This is a genomic window from Embleya hyalina (genome assembly GCF_003967355.1).
GTDB classification, from domain to species: Bacteria; Actinomycetota; Actinomycetes; order Streptomycetales; family Streptomycetaceae; genus Embleya; species Embleya hyalina.
Genome location: NZ_BIFH01000058.1, coordinates 1,137 through 18,669 on the forward strand (window position 1 = coordinate 1,137; position 17,533 = coordinate 18,669).

Genomic DNA, 17,533 nt, shown 5'->3' on the forward strand with positions numbered 1-17,533 from the left:
GGTGAGCAACACGGCCGTCTCACCGCAAGCCCGGAGTCTCGGAACCCCGCACGCCGCCGCCGGCCCACCCCGCGACCCGGACCAGCCCCGCACCGGCCACCCGCAACCCAAAGCCCAACGCCCGCCGAAAAAGACCCGACCCACCCGGAAACGCACGCCCGGCGAACCCGACCCGACCGCCCACCCCGCCCGCCGCTGCAGGCCGCTTTTCAGTGAGCGACGCGCCCGTCTCGCCGAAAGCCCCCGCCCCGGAGCCCCGCACGCCGCCGGCGGCCCACCCCACGACCCTGGCCGGCCCCGCTCCACCCCTCCCTCCCGCCCCCGTGCCAACCGTTCGCCTCCCTTGAATAGTTCACCAGGTTAAGTTACAACACGTAACGTAAATCCACAGGGGCGCTGGCAATCCGGCACAGGTAATCCGGCACAAGTGATAGGGAGAAGGCCCATGGCCGATCTGCTCGTACGCGGAGGCACTGTCGTCGACGGGACCGGAGCGCCTCCTACCCCCGCCGACGTGCGGATCAGGGGCGGCGTGATCGTCGAGGTCGGGCCCGGGCTGGTCCCGGTCGGGAACGGTGAGCGGGTCGTCGAGGCGGACGGGGCCTATGTCGCCCCCGGGTTCATCGAGGCGCATACGCACGTCGACGGGGCCATGTGGTGGAACCCGGATCTGGATCCGCTGCCCGCCTACGGCACCACCACCGTCGTGTTCGGCAACTGCGGGATGTCGGTGGCGCCGTTGCGGGAGAGTGCACGTGGGCCCGTGCTCGATCTGTTCTGCTTCCTGGAGGACCTTCCGCTCTCCGCCTTCCAGGACAAGGTGCCGTGGACGTGGGAGCGCTGGCCGGAGTACCGCCGCGCGGTCGAGGGGCAGGCGGTATCGGTCAACGTGGCCGGGTTCGTCGGGCATCTGACCCTGCGCACCACGGTGATGGGCGCGGAGGCGTCCTGGGCGCGTGCGGCGACCGCCGAGGAGATCGCCGAGATGGCCGCGCTGCTTGACGAGTCGTTGACTCATGGAGCTATCGGCTTGTCGACCAATGTCTTCGACAAGGACCGCTACCTCGAGCCCGTGCCCACGCGGCTCGCCGAGGACGCCGAGTTCGAGGCGCTGGCCGACGTACTCGCCCGGCACCCCGGGGCCACCCTCCAACTGATCACCCGGTTCAACGAACCGGACAACATCGACGCCGACGTGGAGCGCTTCGCCCGCATCTGCAAGCCGCGCGGGATCCGGGCCCAGTGGACCGCCATCCCGTCCACCGTTCGGGAGGACTACCTGCGCGAACAGACCATCGCGCTGCACCGCAGGCTGCGCGCCGAGGGCGTCGACTTCTGGCCCAACGTGCCGCACAAACCGCTGGAGCCGTTCTTCAATTTCGAGCGTGCGCTCACCTTCCAGCGGGTCGCCGCGTGGAACCACTGGATCAACGGTCCGGCCGAGACCAAGCTCGCCACCCTGGCCGATCCGCAGTGGCGGGCCCAGGCCCGCGAGGACTGGGACAACCGGGTCTCGTCGTCGACATCTCGACTGGATCGTCCCGAGTCGCTGATCCTGGCCATCTCGGAGACCGGGCACGGCCCGCTGGGCATCTCGCTCAAGGAGTACGCCGACCGGGAGGGGCTGCACATCTCCGACGCGCTGGCCACCTGGATCGGCCACAACGGGATCCTGTCCTGCCTGCGCGGCATCCCGGACGCGTTCGACGAGCCGGTCGTGGCCGGCCTGTTCGCCGAGCCGCACACGCTGACCAACATCAACGACTCCGGCGCGCACCTGCAACTGTTCTGCGGTTCCGGCGAGAACGTCTACCTGCTCACCCGCTACGTGCGCGACACCGGCCTGCTGAGCGTCGAGCAGGCGGTGCACAACCTCACCGGCAAGCTCGCCGGCTTCTTCGGCCTGGGCGACCGGGGCGTGATCGCCCCCGGCCTGGCCGGCGACCTCGTGGTGTTCGCGCTCGACGAGATCGAGGTGCGGCCCGAGGAGAAGCGCTACGACAATCCGGACGGCTCGTGGCGCTTCACGCGCGGACCGGCCGGGGTACGGGCCACCATCGTGCGCGGCGTGCCCACCGTGCTCGACGCCGAGCCCACCGGGGAGCGGCCGGGCACGATGGTCGGACTTGTCTCGTTGCCCGACTGACGGAACGTCACATAACTCCCCTTACCCTTGGAACACGGCGGCGGGTCACCGATCCTCCGCCGTGTCACGGTTTTGTGACGATCCGGCCTGGCCTTCACCATGGGGCAGGCGCCACAGGGACGCTACGGCCAACGTGATCGATGCCACGGACCGCGTACGGGGAGCGGGACCCGGGGCCTCTTCACAGCGGGCATGCGCGGAGGGCAACCTTGTGGATACGGGCAACCGGTTCCACGACCGAAAATGGCTCGATCAGCGTCCGAAATACGCTGGTTTGGGCAATGTCGGTACGTCGTGAGCAATCACCGCCGGAAGCGCGATGGCCCTCCGTCTAGGTAGCATCCGCCGAGTGCCGCCCGTTACCGACGGGCACGCCCCCCGACAAAGGTTCTCGATGAGTGACGATTCCCCCTCGCCGGCTTCGGCGGGGTTCGTGCCGACGCAACGGCCGCGCCTGGCCAAGGGAGCTTCTCCCTGGCTGGTGCCGACGGCCGTGACCGGCGCGTTGACCGGTTTGGCCGCACTGCGCAACCGGCGCTGGGCCCTCGCGGCCGTGCCGACGCTGGCGCTCACCGGTGGCATGCTGTGGTTCTTCCGTGACCCGGAGCGCGTCATCGGCGACGGCGTGATCGCCTCGGCCGACGGCGTGGTCCAGAGCATCGACCCCTGGCCCGACGGCCGCACCCGGGTCGCGACGTTCATGAGCCCGTTGAACGTGCACGTGAACCGTGCGCCGCTCGACGGCGTCGTGAAGTCCGTGGAGCACAAGGCCGGCGGATTCGTTCCGGCGTTCAACAAGGAAAGCGAACACAACGAGCGCGTTGTGTGGATCTTCGACACCGCGATCGGCGACGTGGAGCTGGTGCAGATCGCCGGCACCGTCGCACGGCGCATCGTGCCGTACCTGGAGCCGGGTACCGAGGTCGCCCGCGGCGACCGCATCGGCCTGATCCGGTTCGGCTCGCGCGTGGACGTGTACCTGCCGCCGGGCGTCGAGCCCGCGGTGACCGTGGGACAACGGACGACGGCGGGAGAGACACGTCTTGACCGGGACTGACTACGACGATACGGCCGACCTGGATGTCGCCGAGCTGAACATCCTGGGCACCCCGGTCGAGGACGATCCGCAGGCGTGCCTGTCCTCGCGGATCTCGGTCGCCGACGTGCTCACGCTGGGCAACGCGGCCTGCGGGTTCATGGCGATCTACTTCCTCGCCTGCTCGGTGATGGCGCAGCGCGGCGGCGACGTCGGCGTCTCGGCCGAGCGCGGCATGGCGGCGGCCGTCGTGCTGATGCTGGTCGGCGCGTTGTGCGACCTGTGTGACGGCATGGTCGCCCGCAAGCTGCGGATGTCCTCGCTCGGCGCGCAGCTGGACAACCTCGCGGACGTGATCACCTTCGGTGTCGCGCCGGCGTTCTTCGTGGTCACCTGGGCCGCCGTGCCGGTGAACGCGGGCCAGGCGCCGGCCGCGGTACTGGTGGCGCTGTCGGTACTGATCGCCGGTGTCCTGCGGCTGGCCAGATTCGCGACCACGCCGGGACGCCCGGGGGTGTTCCAGGGCATGCCCATCCCGATGGGCGCGATGACGGTCGTCTCGATCGTGCTGCTCGACCTGCCGTTCACGCCGGCCGCGGTGCTGATCGTGGCCGTGTCCGGGCTGATGGTCAGTCGGATCGAGTACCCCAAGCCGCAGGGCAACATGGCGATCCTGGTCATGGCCGGGATCGGGCTGAGCATGAGCTGCCTGATCGCCTGGGCGGCCGACGCGCCGGGCAGCGAGTGGATGCTCAACATGGGCGCGACCACCCAGGTCACCCTGGCCCTGCTCGTGCCCGCGATGGCGATGGCCCGCAAGGGCGTGGAGCGCATCGGCCTGCGGATGATCCGCTAGCACCCGCACCACCGCTTCGGACGCCGTCACCCCTCGGGGTGGCGGCGTCCGGCGTTTCCGGGCCCGGAGCCCGGCCACCGGGGCCCGGCCCACCCCTACCGCAACCGGTGCGCCAGCCCCGTGAACCGTTTGCCCGCCGACACCGTCCGCACCGCCTGGCCGAGCGCGCGCCGCGAGCCGACCAGGACCACCAGGCGCTTGGCGCGGGTGATCGCGGTATAGAGCAGATTGCGCTGGAGCATCATCCAGGCGCCCGTGGTCACCGGCACCACCACCGCCGGATACTCGCTGCCCTGGGAGCGGTGGATGGTCACCGCGTACGCGTGCGACAGCTCGTCGAGTTCGGCGAAGTCGTAGTCGACCTCCTCGTCCTCCTCGGTGCGCACCACCAGCTTCTGCTCTTCGGGGGACAGCGCGATCACCACCCCGCCGGTGCCGTTGAAGACGCCGTTGGCGCCCTTGTCGTAGTTGTTGCGGATCTGGGTGACCTTGTCGCCGACCCGGAAGACGCGCCCGCCGAACCGCTTCTCCGGCAGGCCCTCGCGCGAGGGGGTGAGCGCCTGCTGGAGCAGCAGGTTGAGCGCGCCGGCGCCGGCGGGGCCGCGGTGCATCGGGGCGAGCACCTGGATGTCGCGGCGCGGGTCCAGACCGAACTTGCGCGGGATGCGCCGGGCGACCACGTCCACGGTCAGCGTGGCCGCGTCCTCGGTCTCCTCGGCCGGGAACAGGAAGAAGTCGCTCAGCCCGTCGGTGAGCGGCGGGCGGCCGGCGTTGATCCGGTGTGCGTTGGTCACCACGCCCGACTGCTGGGCCTGGCGGAAGATCTGGGTCAACCGCACCCGGGGCACCCGCTCGGCCGCGAGCAAATCGCGGAGCACCTCGCCGGCGCCGACGCTGGGCAACTGGTCCACGTCGCCCACGAACAACACGTGCGCGCCGGCCGGTATCGCCTTGATCAGCTTGTTCGCGAGCAGCAGGTCCAGCATCGACGCCTCGTCGACCACCACGAGGTCGGCGTCGAGCGGCTTGTCCTGGTCGTAGGCCGCGTTGCCGCCGGGCTGGAGCTGCAACAGCCGGTGCACGGTGGCCGCTTCGCACCCGGTCAGCTCGGCGAGCCGCTTGGCGGCCCGGCCGGTGGGCGCGGCCAGGATCACCTTCGCGCCGCGCGCGCGGGCCAGTTCGACCACGGATCGTACGGTGAAGCTCTTGCCGCAGCCCGGGCCGCCGGTGAGCACCGCGACCTTGCCGGTCAGCGCGAGCCGTACGGCCTGCTCCTGCTCGGGCGCCAGCGCCGTGCCGGTCCGGCCGCGCAGCCAGGTCAGCGCCCGGGGCCAGTCCAGGTCGGCGAACGCGGCCAGCCGGTCCTCGCGCGCGCCCAGCAACGCGCGCACCCGCCCGGCGAGGGAGAGTTCGGCGCGGTGGAACGGCACCAGGTAGACCGCCTGGACCGGATCCCCCTGGGTGCCGGACACGGTGACCGGGCCGGGCAGTTCCTCGCAGACCACGCCCTCCTCCCCGATCAGGTCGTTCAGGCAGCGCACCACGAGGTCGGAGGGCACGTCGAGGATCTTCACCGCCTCGGCGACCAGGACGTCGGCGGGCAGGTAGCAGTGGCCGCTGTCGGAGCCCTCGGACAGCGTGTACTGCAGGCCGGCCTTGATCCGCTGCGGCGCGTCGTGCGGTATCCCGACCGCCTTGGCGATCGCGTCGGCGGTCTTGAAGCCGATCCCCCACACGTCGGCGGCGAGCCGGTAGGGCTCGGTGCGCACCACGGTGATCGACGCGTCGCCGTACTCCTTGAAGATCCGCACCGCCGGGGAGGTGGAGATGCCGATGCCCTGGAGGAAGACCATCACCTCCTTGATCGCCTTCTGCTCCTCCCACGCGGCGGCGATCAGCTTGGTGCGCTTGGGACCCAGGCCCGGGACCTGGATGAGTTGGCCGGCGTCCTCGTCGATCACGTCGAGCGAGCGCACCCCGAAGTGCTCGACGATCCGGTCGGCGGTCTTGGGGCCGATGCCCTTGATCAGCCCGGAGCCGAGATAGCGGCGGATGCCCTGCACGGTGGCCGGCAGCACGGTGCTGAACGATTCGACCTGGAACTGCTTGCCGAACTGCGGATGACTGCCCCACCGGCCGCGCATCCGGATCGACTCGCCGGGCTGCGCGCCGAGCAGCGCACCGACCACGGTGAGCAGTTCGGTGCCGCCGCGGCCGGTGTCCACCCGGGCGACGGTCCAGCCGTTCTCGTCGTTCTGGTACGTGATGCGCTCCAGCACGGCCTCGAGGACGGCCCCTCCTTCGGCCCCGGTTTCCGGGCCGGGCGGTATCCCCGGCAGCGTGCTCGTCATGCCGCCCGAGCGTAGTCAACGGGGGCGACATGAGAACTAGAACACGTTCTCTTTTTGCTTCCCGACACCATTGACTGTGTCACATATCGGCGGTACGTTCCGTGCACTCCATGCTCCGAGCCGCAAGCTCTCCGCAGATCGAAACAGATCGAAACCGTGAGGACACACGCATGCCCGTCATCAACGAGCAGGTCGAGGTCGCTGCCAGTCCCGAGGCCGTGTGGGCGAAGCTGACCGACTACAGCGTCTTCGGCGAATGGATGGTCCCGCACGTCGAGTTCCCGAACGGCGCCCCGGAGAAGCTCGAAGCCGGCGTGGCGTACGACGAGAAGATGAAGCTGATGGGCTTCCCGGCGGACATCAAGTGGACGATCAAGGACGTCGAGGCGGGCAAGTCCCTCGCGCTCGACGGCAAGGGCCCGATGGGCGTGATCATGACCGAGATCTTCATCGTCGAGGCGTCCGGCGACGGTTCGATCCTGCGGATCGAGTCCGAGGTCAAGGGCGGCGCGGTGCAGATGATGGCCGGCAAGGTCACCAAGGCCACCCAGGAGGCGCTGATCGAGTCGCTGGCCAAGTTCGCCGCGCTCGTCAAGTAACTCCCCGCACACCACGCACGACGACCACCCGCCCCGGACACGCACCCGGGCGGGTGGTCGTCGTGCGTCCTGGGTCGCGCCCGCTCGCGGCGCCCGCCTGGAACAATGGCGGTCCGTCGTCGATCGCCGCACCCCCGGAGGAACCTGACGTGCCGTCAACTTCCGCCCACTTCCCGTGGGCCCTGCACCGGACCAGGCTCGCCAACGGTCTGCGTGTGGTGGTCTGCCCCGACACCACGGTGCCGCTCGCCGCGGTCAACCTCTGGTACGACGTGGGTTCGCGGCACGAGGTGGAGGGCAAGCACGGCTTCGCCCACCTCTTCGAGCACCTGATGTTCGAGGGCTCGGCACACGTCGACAAGGGCGGCCACTTCGCCGCCGTCGAGGGCTGCGGCGGCGACGGCATCAACGCCTCGACCAACCCGGACCGGACCAACTACTACCAGACGGTGCCCTCGGGCCGGCTCGACCTCGCGCTGTGGCTGGAGGCCGACCGGATGGGCTCGCTCGCGCTGACCCAGGAGACCCTGGACAACCAGCGCGAGGTGGTCAAGAACGAGCGCCGGCAGCGCTACGACAACGTGCCGTACGGGACCTGGAGCGAGGAGATGACGGCCCTCGCCTACCCGGCGGGCCACCCCTACGCGACGTCCACGATCGGTTCGATGGAGGAGTTGGACAGCGCCGAACTGGCCGACTTCACCGCCTTCCACGAGACCTACTACGCGCCGGACAACGCGGTGCTGACCGTGGTCGGGGACGTCGATCCGGAGCGGGTGGTCGCGCTCGCCGAACGCTACTTCGGCGGGATCGCCCCGCGCGGCTCCTTCCCGCAGCCCTCCCCCGACCCGCTGCCCGCCCGCTTCGGCGCCGGGCGGCACGTGACGGTGTATCGGGACGTACCCACACCGCGCCTGTTCCTGTGCCACCGGGCACCGCGCTTCGGCACCCCGGACGGGCCCGCCTCGACCGTGCTCGCGGCGGTCGTCGGGCGCGGCCGGGGCAGCCGGCTGTACCGCGAACTGGTCACCGCCCGCAACCTGGCCCAGTCCACCGGCGCGTTCCTGTCCGCGTGGGGCTACCTCAACCACGAGTCGGTCCTGATGGGCTCGTGCGCGCCGAGCGAGGGCACCGACCCCGGCGAACTCCTCGACGCGTATGTCGCGGTGTGCGACCGGGTGGCGGACGAGGGGGTGACCGAGGCCGAACTCGACCGGGTCCGGGCGATGCTCGCCGGCGACTGGCTGCGCGAGTTGTCCACCGCCGGCGGCCGGGCCGACGCGATCGGCCGCTTCACCACACGATTCGGCGACGCCGAGTCGATCCGCGACCACCTCGACCACCTGCTCGCGGTCACCACCGACGACGTGCGCCGCGTCGCCCGCGAGATCCTGCACGCGGACAACCGCATCGTGCTGGAGTTCCTGCCCGAGGCCGCCGAGGCGGGCGCCGGGATCGACACGGACGAGCCGGAGGCCGCCGCATGAGCGCACACGTCGGGACCCGACACACCCTGGTCGCCGAGCGGCCCACCGGCACCGAGCCGCGCCCGTACCGCTTCCCCGAGGTCCGCCGGGTCACCGTGGCCGGCGGCGAGGTGGTCGGCGCGCACCTGCCCGGACACCGCCTGGCCTGGGCCAAGTCGGTCATGGAGAGCGGCGCGCTGCACGAACCGGTCGGCCTGGACGGGCTGGCCCGGATCACCTGCTCACTGCTCGACGAGGGCAGCCTGGACCGCGACGCCGACGCGTTCGGCCTGGCCGTCGAGGCGCTGGGCGCGCAGTGGCGGATCGCCTGCGGGTGGGAGACCCAGGAGGTGGGCGTCGACCTGCCCGCCGACCGGCTCACCGCGGGCCTGGACCTGGTCGCCGAGGCGATCCGCCGCCCGGCCTTCACCGACGCCGACGTCGAGCGTTTCCTCGCCGACCACGTGCGCTCCCTGAAGACCGCCTGGGCGCAGCCCGGTACCCGCGCCCAACTCGCCTTCCGGCAGGCCCTGTTCGGGCCGGGACACCGGCTCGGCGGGGTGCTCGGCGGCACCCCGGACACCGCCGCCGCGCTGACCGCGGACGCGATCCGGGCCTTCCACGCGGACCGGATGACCGCGCCCGGCACCCTGGCGGTGGTCGGCGACCTGGACACGATCGACCTGGAGGCGCTGGGCACGATCGCCTTCACGGGCGCGACCGGCACCGGACGCCCCGCCGAACTCGCCGAGTTCACCGGTGCGCCCTCGACCCGGCAGGCGATCGTGGTGGACCGCCCCGGCGCGGTGCAGTCCGTGTTGCGGATCGGGCACACCGCGGCACCGCGCTCGACTCCGGACCTGATCGCCGTCGAGTTGTGCGCCGAGGTGCTGGGCGGCAGCTTCGGCTCCCGGCTCAACCACCTGCTGCGCGAGGTCAAGGGCTACACCTACGGCGCGCACGCGAGCTTCGGACACGGTCGCCGCTCGGGCTCGTTCACGATGTCCGCCGCGGTGCACACCGAGGTCACCGCGGCGGCGGTGGTGGACACGATCGCCGAGATCCGCCGCATGCACTCCGACGGGGTCACCGCCGACGAACTCGCCGCGACGCGGGCCCACGCGCTCGGCAGCATGCCGATCAATCTGCAGACGCCGGGCGGCATCGGCGGCAGGTTGATCGAGGCGATCGTGCACGGCCTTCCGGACGACCATGTGACGCGTGAGTACGCGGAGATCGGGTCCACGGACCGGGCCGCGGTCTCTCGTGCGGCGGCGACCCATCTGCGGCCCGACGAGCTTGCCGTCGTGGTCGAGGGCGACGCCTCGCGGGTGGTCCCGGACCTGGAGGCGGCCGGGTTCGAGGTGGTGCGCTCCGAGGTGTGACGCCGGGTTTTCAGGGGGCTCGGCCGAGCGGGACCCTCGGTCAGGTGGGGGCGTCGGCCAGGTACACCTGGCGGTAGCCGCTCCATACCGCCGGGCCCAGGTCCTGTGGCACGTGCGGGGGGAGCGGCCACATCGGGCCGCTCACCTCGCACAGCAGCACGTGCAGACCGCTGCCCGCGTCGAACCAGCGCAGACCCACCGCGCCCGGTGAGCGCAGGAGTTCGGCCACCGCCTCCTCGTGCAACCAGCGGCCCATCGCGGTGCCGGAGCCGTGCGCGGTCAGGTGCAGCACCTTGTCGCCGGCCGGGAACAGCCGGCTCGCCGACACGTTGGGCCAGCGCCGCACCTCGCGGCAGTCCAGCCGGGACGAGGTGATCGCGCCGATCAGTTCGGGCGGCAGCGGGGTGCGGGCGGTGTCGTGTACGTCGTCGCCGGCGGCGGCGAGCACACCCACGTGCTTGAGGTCGTACACGGTCAGATACCGCGCGGCCGGCGGCCCGACCTCGGCCTCACCGTTGGTGAACGCGCCGCACAGCACGAAGCGGCGGGCGCGCCGAAAGCCGGGCACCTTGAGCAGGTCGTCGTGGTGTCGATCGCACCAAGGGGAAAACGTTCCGTCCAAGGCCTCGGGAAGATCCGATCGCAGGTGCAACAGCCCCGCACCCGTGGGGAATCCGTCCAGCTCGAGTCGCGGTATCGCGGCCTGGTCGGACATCGTGTGCGCCTCCCCCGACTCCCTCGCGCCCGGCTGTCCCTGGCGCAGGCGGGAACTGACGGAGGGTCATGGTTTTGTTACCCACCGGTCGCCGAAAGCATGTCCTCCTTGCCGAACATCCGCGCGGTCTCGCGCGCGCTCGGCGTGCCCGCGTCCGGGTCGGCGCCGGCCGCCAACAGCGCCGCCGCCACCTCCGGCTCGTTCTTGAACACCGCGCCCGCGAGCGGCGTCTGGCCGCGGTCGTTGGCCCGGTCCGGATCCGCGCCGCGGTCCAGCAACGCGCGTACCGCGTCGGCGTGTCCGTGGTACGCGGCGAGCATCACCAGCGTGTCGCCCCGGTCGTTGGCCAGGTTCGCCGGCAACCCGCCGTCCACGTAGCCGGCCAGCGTCTCGGCGTCGCCGACCCGGGCCGCCTCGAACATCCGCCCGGCCAATTCCTCGATGGCGCGCTCGTCCGCCGCGGACGGCGACTCCGACCCCGACTCGGGCTGTTGCTCGCTCATGACGACCTCCGTGCGCGTGACGGCCCGCACGGCGCGGGCCGGGCCGCCGTGCGACCCGATCCGAACCTATCGGGTGGCGCGCCGCGCGAGCCGTCCCACCCGCGTGGACACGCGTGTGAGAATCGGTCCACGCCCGGCCCCGGGCCCCGGATCCGAAGGAGGCGGCTCTTGCGCCGGCAACGCCATCAGCACCATCCGGACCTCGACGCGTACTTCGCCCGGATCGGCTGGTCCGGTGAGCGGGCGCCGACGTGGGCGACACTGCGTTCGCTGCATCTGGCGCACGTCGTCGGCATCCCGTTCGAGAACGTCGAGGTCGTCATGGGCGGCGTACCCTCGCTGGAGCCGGCCGACCTGGAGGACAAGCTGGTCCGGCAGGGCCGCGGCGGTTATTGCTTCGAGCACAACCTGCTGTTCGCGGGCGTGTTGGAGGCCCTGGGCTTCGAGGTGACCCGGCTGGCCGCGCGGGTGCGGATGGGCTCCGACGCGGTCCGCCCGCTGACCCACATACTGCTCGCGGTCGAGGTGCCCGGCGAGGCGCACCCCTACATCGCCGACGTCGGCTTCGGCAGCGGCGGCCTGTTGGAGCCGCTGCCGTTGCTGCCGGGGGTGTCCAGCCCGCAGGGCGCGTGGCGCTACCGGCTGGTGCGCGAGCACGACCTGTGGCTGCTGCAGACCGTGTACGGCGACGACGGGTGGTTCACCGTCTACGAGTTCACGCTCCAGCGCCGGGAGTTGGTCGACTACGAGGTGGCGAACTGGTACGTCGCCACCCATCCCGGCTCCCCGTTCCGGCACACCCTGCGGGTGCAGCGCAGCGGGCCGCACGAGCGCGCCTACGTGGTGGACCGGCTGCTGACCGTGGTGCGCAGCGACGGCTCCACCGAGGAGCGCCGGCTCGCGGACGATCACGAGGTGCTGCGACTCCTGGTCCGCGACTTCGGGCTGCTGCTGCCCTGGGACACGGCCTTCCCCGAACCGCCCGAGCGCCCGGAACGACCCGAGGAGAATTGACCGATGTCCTTCGACAAGCAGGTGCGCGTCACCCCGGAGCTGTACGACTACGTCCTGGACCACTCCCTGGCGCCCGACCCGGCGCAGCGCACGGTGATCGAACGCACCAGGGGCATGGGCGGGTTGGCCCAGTTGCAGGTGCCCGCCGAGCAGGGCGCGCTGTTGACGCTGCTCTCCGGTGTGGTCCGGCCGCGGGTCGCGGTCGAGGTCGGCACCTTCACCGGATACTCGGCGCTGTGCATCGCCAAGGGGTTGGCCGCGGACGGCCGGCTGCTGTGTTGCGACGTGTCCGAGGAGTGGACCGAGATCGCCCGCGAGACGTGGCGGGAGGCGGGCGTGGCCGATCGCATCGACCTGCGGATCGCACCGGCCCTGGAGACGCTGGACGCGCTGCCCTCGCATCCGCACATCGATCTGGCGTTCATCGACGCGAACAAGGACGGCTACATCTCCTACTGGGAGGCGCTGGTCCCGCGGATGCGGCCGAACGGTCTGCTGATCGCGGACAACGTGCTCTACGACGGGCAGGTGCTCGCGCCGAACGGCGACCCGACGCCGGCGGCGGTGCACGCGTTCAACGAGCACGTGAAGGCCGACCGTCGGGTGGAGCCGGTGATGTTGCCGGTCGCGGACGGGATCACGCTGGCCCGGGTGAAGGCGCTCGACGAGGACTGACCCGTCCCTGGCGCACGCCGGGCACCGGCCCGGCGTGCCGACGCCGCGGTGCCGGACGGATCGGGCCCGATCCGTCCGGCACCGTGCGCCCGGCCCGGCTCAGCCCGGGTCGCCGCCGAGCACCTTGCGCAGCCGCCGTGCCTCCACCACGGCCCGGGACGAGCCCTTGCGGTCGGCGAGTTCGGCCAGGCCGGGGATGGACACCCCCCGCGCGCCCGAGCCGGCCGCGGTCTCCGCGGCGAGCGCGAGCACGTCGCCGAGCCCGGTGGCCTTGGTCCCGGCCAGCAGGTCCGGCAGGAAGCCGCTCAGCGTGCCCCACACGGTGCCCGTCGCGCCCGCCCGGGCCGCGTCGCGCAGCGAGGCGACCACGCGGGTGGTCTTGAGCCCGCGTGTGCGTACCGCCTCGCCCAGATCGCGGCCCAGCGCCGCGGTGTCCCACGCGTCGTCCCGGGCGCTCAACGTCACGAACGCGTCCACCGCGCCGGTGCGGTCCTCGGCGGCCTGCGCGCCCAGCGCGTAGGCCATGGCCAACGACATGCCCGGCCCCAGCGGACCGAACGACTCGGCCAGCGCCGGCAGCACCTCCGCGCCCCGGCTCGTGCCGTCGATGCCGCGTTGGGTACAGATCGCCAGGTGCGCCGCGATCACGTCCCGGTCCCGGGGCAGCAGCAGCGGCCAGCAGTGCAGGTCGGGCCCGGAGTCCTCGGACCAGGCCGAGCTGCGGGCGGTGGCGCCCGGGTCGGCCAGGCCGTACACGGCGCGCGCGGTCTCCGGCACGGTGTCCGGGTCGCCGGGGACCACCGTGGCCAGGGGCCCGTCGCTGTGTACCCATCCGCCCTTCGGCGCGGAGTACGCGCGGTGGATCCGGTCGAATCGACCGCGTCCGACCAGCGCGGGCGCCGGGCCGCCGGCCGCCATCGTCCGGGCCACCCGCAGACCCGCCGGCGAGGCGAGTCGGTGGGCGCGGGCGATCGACGCGGGGTCGAGGTCGAACGGCAGCCGCAGCAGTGCCTGGTCGACGTCGCGCCGCCAGGGACTGTGCCCGGACGCCTCCCACGTCTCCAGGCCGGCCACCAGCGCCTCGGGATCCACGAAACCGCTCGCGTCGGCGATCTCGGCCAGGTAGGGGCCGGAGTGCGGCACTCGCAGCCGGGTGCCCACCTCGTACAACCGGGCGAGCAGGAAACGTTGGGGCGGGGCGATCCGCTCGATGTCGCGCTTCTCGCCGGGGATCAGGTCGTGCTCGGCCGCGTCGCCCTTGCCGAACAGGCTGCGGAACCAGCCCTGTCGGCCGCCGTGGCCGGTGGCGGCGGCCACCATGGCGCCGACCGCGCCCCGGACCTGCTGGGCGAACCAGTCCTGGTGCACGATGTGCCCGTGCTGCTCGGTGAGCGGGAGCAGCGCGGTGTGCAACGCCTGGCGGTCCCGGGCGTGTTCGCGCAGCAGGGCGGCCACGATCCGCTCCACCGCCAGCGGGTCGGTCGCCTGGCCGTGTGGGTTGACCCACGGGTTGGGGGTGCTCCCGAAGAACACCGCCAGTTCCTCGACCAGTTCGGCCATCGAGGCGATCGGCGGCGGCAGCTCGCGGGCCGGCGGCGGGCCGAGCGGGATCACGAACTCCGGCTCCGGCGCCCCGCTTTCGCCGATCAGCGCGGCCGCCTCCGGGCGGATCGCGTCGCCGAGCATCGGCAGCGCGTCGCGTACCTCGGTCAGCACGAGGTCGACCTGGTCGGGGGGCAGCGCGCGGACGTGTTTGGCGATCAACGCGACGGCGCGTTCCTGGAGGTCGCCGGCGGTCGAGCCGAACGTGGTGCAGGCGGTGGCGAGCAGGGTGCCGGCGTGCGCCGGGTGCCGCTTGATCGCCGTGCCCAACCAGGTGAGTTGGGCGCGTACCAGGGTCTTCTCGGCGCGGAAGAGCACGCTGCGACTCGCCTCGGCGATCCGCTCCGGATCCAGCCGATCCGCGGCGTCCACCCGGCGCAGCGCGGCCTGGGCGAGCGCGGCCACCGGGGAGGGCGCGTCGGGCAGCAGCCGGAGGTAGCCGTCGACGCGGGCGGCTAGTTCGTCGTCGGTGGGCGCCAGCGCCTCGTGCAGGCGGATGAATCCGCGCAGTGCGCCGGGTCGTTCGCCGCGCAGCAGCCTGGACAGGCAGCCGTCCAGGACCACGTCGCGCTCGATCGTCCCGGCGTCGGCGAGCGCGGCCAGCGCGGTGTCCCAGCCCGGCCGCAGGGCGTTCGGCCCGCCGGTCGGGGTGTCCAGGTTCTGCCCGACCCCGGCGACCTCGAACAGCGCGGGCAGCAGGTCCGGGAAGTAGCGGTCGGCGGCCAGGTGCTCGGCGAGCGGGCGCCCCGAGCCGCGCCACCGGCCGCCCACCTCGAACATCCACCGCAGGACGAAGCCCGGCGTGGTCGGCGTGGGCAACCCGGCGCCGCGCACCAGGGCGTCCACGACGTGCCACTGATTGCCCCAGGGATCCAGCGGCAGCCGCGCGGCCATGCGGGTGGCGATGTCGGGTGTCCAGGCCGGGTCGCGCTCGGCGAGGATCGTGTATATCGCCTCCTGGCCGAACTTCTCGGGCCAGGTCATGTCCTCGCGCAGCAGCCACTGGGCGATGCCGGCGGGGCCGCCCAGGAGCGCGACGCCGACGTGGCGCAGCGGCCGCAGCGGGCGTACCTCGGGCCTGCCGTCGCGGCGGGTGCGGACCGCCTCCTTGTAGGCGGGCAACAGCGCGCGGCGCTCGGCCTCGGTGCGGCCCGCGAACAGCGCCACGATCGGCGCGGGGTCGTCCACGTGCCGGCCCGGGTCGTCCACGACCGCGAGCACCCGCTCCCACGTCAGGGGCTCGCGCGCGGACGCGCCGCCCGTCGGGCCGGCGCCGGTGGGGGGCGTGCCCGTGGGCCGGGTGCCGGTCGGGGTGGTGCCGGTCATCGGTTCGCCTCCTGGGCTGCGTTCTCGGTCGCGCCGCCGTTCGCGGTGCCGGTGGTGATCGCGGAGCCGGTGCTCGTGCCGCCGCCCGCGTCGGCCCCGGCCCGGCCGCGCACGATCTGCGTGGCGAGCAGATGTTTGCAGGGCCCGCGCCCGCCCCGATACTCGGCCCACCACTGACACGTGCAGCTGCCGTCCCCGGCCAACCGCAGGCCGTAGGTACGGTCCCCGCTGCGCACCGCGGCCTCCTCGCCTCCGCCGGTGAGCGTGACGGCGCCGGCCGCGACCAGGGCGTGCGCGTCGCGCAGGCGCGGGTTCATCCGCTCCACACTGCCGGTGTCGTAGGGCAGCTCGCGGTGGTAGTAGGCCGCCTCGGCGACGTCGTAGCCGATCCGGCCCGAGGTGCCCAGGCGCACCAGCGCGGCCCGCACCCGCTCGGTGTCCAGGCCCGAGCGGGCGGCCAACTCGCCGATCTCGACCCGGGGTTCCCAGGCCAGCAGGGCGGAGATCAGGTCCGCGTCCGCGCCGCTCGTCCGGGTCGCCAGGCCGGTGAGCACCGCGCCCTCGCCGGAGAAACCGCGGGCCGGGTCCGGGGACAGCGTCAACGTCAGCCGCATGCCCGGCAGTTCGACCTCCCAGGCGGACGAGACGGCCGCGCTGCGCGCCTGTACGGCGGGTCCGTATATACGGAGTGCCGACGCGTGCCGCAGCAGCCTGGTGAGCGCCTGGAGGCGATCGGGCCCGGGCAGGCACACCGCGCCCGGCACGGGGCGCGCGGTCAGCCGCAGCGAGCGCCCGGCCGGGACGGCCCACAGCGCCTGCCGGGAGCCGCGCGGCAGCGCCCGCAGGAAGCGCACCGCCTCGCCCGCGCCGACCTCGGCGCGCAGGTCGAACCCGCCCGAGATCACCTGGACTTCGGCGAAGCCGCGCAGCCAGCGCTCGGGCAGCGGCACCTTCTTCTCCACCACCGGGCCGTCGAAGGTGGTGACGGTGACGTCGTCGGGGCCGACCGCCAGGTGCAGCGGATCGGCGCCGCCGACCCGGGCCAGCGCCTCGCGCAGCGGCGCGTTGACGTCCACGTTGGTGGTGCCGGTGCCGAACATCTCGCCGTCGATGCCGGCCGGCAGCACGTCCAGGCGCGCGTGCACCCCGCAGCAGGCGGAGAACGACTCGAAGCGCAGCCGGTCCCCGTTGCCGGTGACCACCGGGTCCAGCGAACCCGGTCGCAGCGGCTGGTAGTAGCGCGCCGCCGCGACGTCGGCGACCGCGAGCAGGCCGCCGGCCGCCGCCTCGGGCGCGGTCAGGAAGCCGGAGAAGAAGCGCGGGAAGGGGGTCAGGCCGCGCGAACCGAGCCCGCCGCAGGTCTGCAGGCCGAGGGAGGGGGAGCCGTCGACGGCGCCGAGCGCGGACGGCCGCAGATAGGTGAAGGAATGTACCGGGGAGGACATGTGAAGACCGTAGACAACCCGTCCGACAGCGGGAATCGGATGTTGTCGGGTCCTCTCGGGTGGTCTCCCGGGCGGTCTCGGCCCGGGCGCCGGGGCGCTTTCGTGCCGCCTTCGGCGGTGAGTTCGGCCGAAAGGAGGCGGACCGGTTCACCCGAGTGCACGAGTGCGCCCACGTCACTCGGTCGGCGCATGATGCGACGCGTGTCACCAACCGCGCGCGTAGCGTGCGTATCGGGCCGTCGGTTCGTCGGAAACTTCCGGATTACCCGGCAGTAGAGGGGGATTCGCGGTGCCGCGGCATCGATTAGGTGGTATCACCTGTGCGAGCATGGGCGGCTGGGGCTCGGAGCCCGAACATGACAAGCCGAGTGTGCGGCACATGGTCGATCCGGGTGGGTGGTGGCACATCGTCAA

Annotated in this window: 13 protein-coding genes; 8 read left to right on the top strand and 5 right to left on the bottom strand. The window is 72.5% G+C overall.

Going from position 1 to position 17,533, the window contains the following annotated elements:
• Positions 1 to 445 precede the first annotated feature (445 nt).
• The 3 genes from EMA17_RS48670 to pssA all read left to right on the top strand — a co-directional run bounded on the left by EMA17_RS48670 (position 446) and on the right by pssA (position 4,038).
• Complete coding sequence (locus EMA17_RS48670; RefSeq protein WP_126643636.1) at positions 446 to 2,146, top strand: N-acyl-D-amino-acid deacylase family protein; 1,701 nt, start codon at positions 446 to 448, stop codon at positions 2,144 to 2,146.
• Between the two features lie 394 nt (positions 2,147 to 2,540).
• Positions 2,541 to 3,203 carry a phosphatidylserine decarboxylase gene (locus EMA17_RS48675; RefSeq protein ID WP_078977923.1) on the top strand — a complete coding sequence of 221 codons (663 nt, stop codon included), beginning with the start codon at positions 2,541 to 2,543 and terminating at the stop codon, positions 3,201 to 3,203.
• The gene (pssA, locus tag EMA17_RS48680; protein ID WP_078977922.1) at positions 3,190 to 4,038 is read left to right on the top strand and encodes a CDP-diacylglycerol--serine O-phosphatidyltransferase; all 849 of its coding nucleotides are present in this window, start codon (positions 3,190 to 3,192) and stop codon (positions 4,036 to 4,038) included. The genes EMA17_RS48675 and pssA overlap by 14 nt, the downstream gene beginning before the upstream one ends.
• Positions 4,039 to 4,133: 95 nt before the next feature.
• Here the strand turns inward: pssA and recD2 are convergent, their stop codons facing one another.
• The gene (recD2, locus tag EMA17_RS48685; RefSeq protein ID WP_126643637.1) at positions 4,134 to 6,389 is read right to left on the bottom strand and encodes an SF1B family DNA helicase RecD2; all 2,256 of its coding nucleotides are present in this window, start codon (positions 6,387 to 6,389) and stop codon (positions 4,134 to 4,136) included.
• Between the two features lie 170 nt (positions 6,390 to 6,559).
• Between recD2 and EMA17_RS48690 the strand changes: the two genes are divergently transcribed.
• The 3 genes from EMA17_RS48690 (at position 6,560) to EMA17_RS48700 (ending at position 9,839) form a co-directional block, all read left to right on the top strand.
• A complete protein-coding gene (locus EMA17_RS48690; protein ID WP_160161847.1) occupies positions 6,560 to 6,988 on the top strand; it encodes a type II toxin-antitoxin system Rv0910 family toxin in 429 nt (142 codons plus the stop codon).
• 149 nt (positions 6,989 to 7,137) lie between these two features.
• Positions 7,138 to 8,475, top strand: coding sequence for a M16 family metallopeptidase (locus tag EMA17_RS48695; protein ID WP_170222381.1), 1,338 nt, complete (start codon positions 7,138 to 7,140; stop codon positions 8,473 to 8,475).
• Positions 8,472 to 9,839: a M16 family metallopeptidase gene (locus EMA17_RS48700; RefSeq protein WP_126643638.1), complete on the top strand. Its 1,368-nt coding sequence runs from the start codon at positions 8,472 to 8,474 to the stop codon at positions 9,837 to 9,839. Before EMA17_RS48695 ends, EMA17_RS48700 begins: the two co-directional genes overlap by 4 nt.
• A gap of 40 nt (positions 9,840 to 9,879) precedes the next feature.
• Here EMA17_RS48700 and EMA17_RS48705 read toward each other — a convergent pair whose 3' ends face one another.
• Positions 9,880 to 10,554, bottom strand: coding sequence for a hypothetical protein (locus tag EMA17_RS48705; RefSeq protein ID WP_126643639.1), 675 nt, complete (start codon positions 10,552 to 10,554; stop codon positions 9,880 to 9,882).
• 77 nt (positions 10,555 to 10,631) lie between these two features.
• On the bottom strand, positions 10,632 to 11,057 hold the full coding sequence (locus EMA17_RS48710) for an ankyrin repeat domain-containing protein (RefSeq protein WP_126643640.1): 426 nt from the start codon (positions 11,055 to 11,057) through the stop codon (positions 10,632 to 10,634).
• A 168-nt stretch (positions 11,058 to 11,225) separates the two neighbouring features.
• Between EMA17_RS48710 and EMA17_RS48715 the strand changes: the two genes are divergently transcribed.
• Together EMA17_RS48715 and EMA17_RS48720 are read left to right on the top strand one after the other, a co-directional pair.
• Positions 11,226 to 12,071, top strand: coding sequence for an arylamine N-acetyltransferase family protein (locus EMA17_RS48715; RefSeq protein ID WP_126643641.1), 846 nt, complete (start codon positions 11,226 to 11,228; stop codon positions 12,069 to 12,071).
• Positions 12,072 to 12,074: 3 nt separating this feature from the next.
• Positions 12,075 to 12,746 carry an O-methyltransferase gene (locus EMA17_RS48720; RefSeq protein WP_126643642.1) on the top strand — a complete coding sequence of 224 codons (672 nt, stop codon included), beginning with the start codon at positions 12,075 to 12,077 and terminating at the stop codon, positions 12,744 to 12,746.
• 99 nt (positions 12,747 to 12,845) lie between these two features.
• Here the strand turns inward: EMA17_RS48720 and EMA17_RS48725 are convergent, their stop codons facing one another.
• Positions 12,846 to 15,674, bottom strand: coding sequence for a DUF6493 family protein (locus EMA17_RS48725; RefSeq protein ID WP_126643643.1), 2,829 nt, complete (start codon positions 15,672 to 15,674; stop codon positions 12,846 to 12,848).
• Complete coding sequence (locus EMA17_RS48730; protein WP_246127387.1) at positions 15,671 to 17,119, bottom strand: SWIM zinc finger family protein; 1,449 nt, start codon at positions 17,117 to 17,119, stop codon at positions 15,671 to 15,673. Before EMA17_RS48730 ends, EMA17_RS48725 begins: the two co-directional genes overlap by 4 nt.
• Between the last annotated feature and the right edge of the window lie 414 nt (positions 17,120 to 17,533).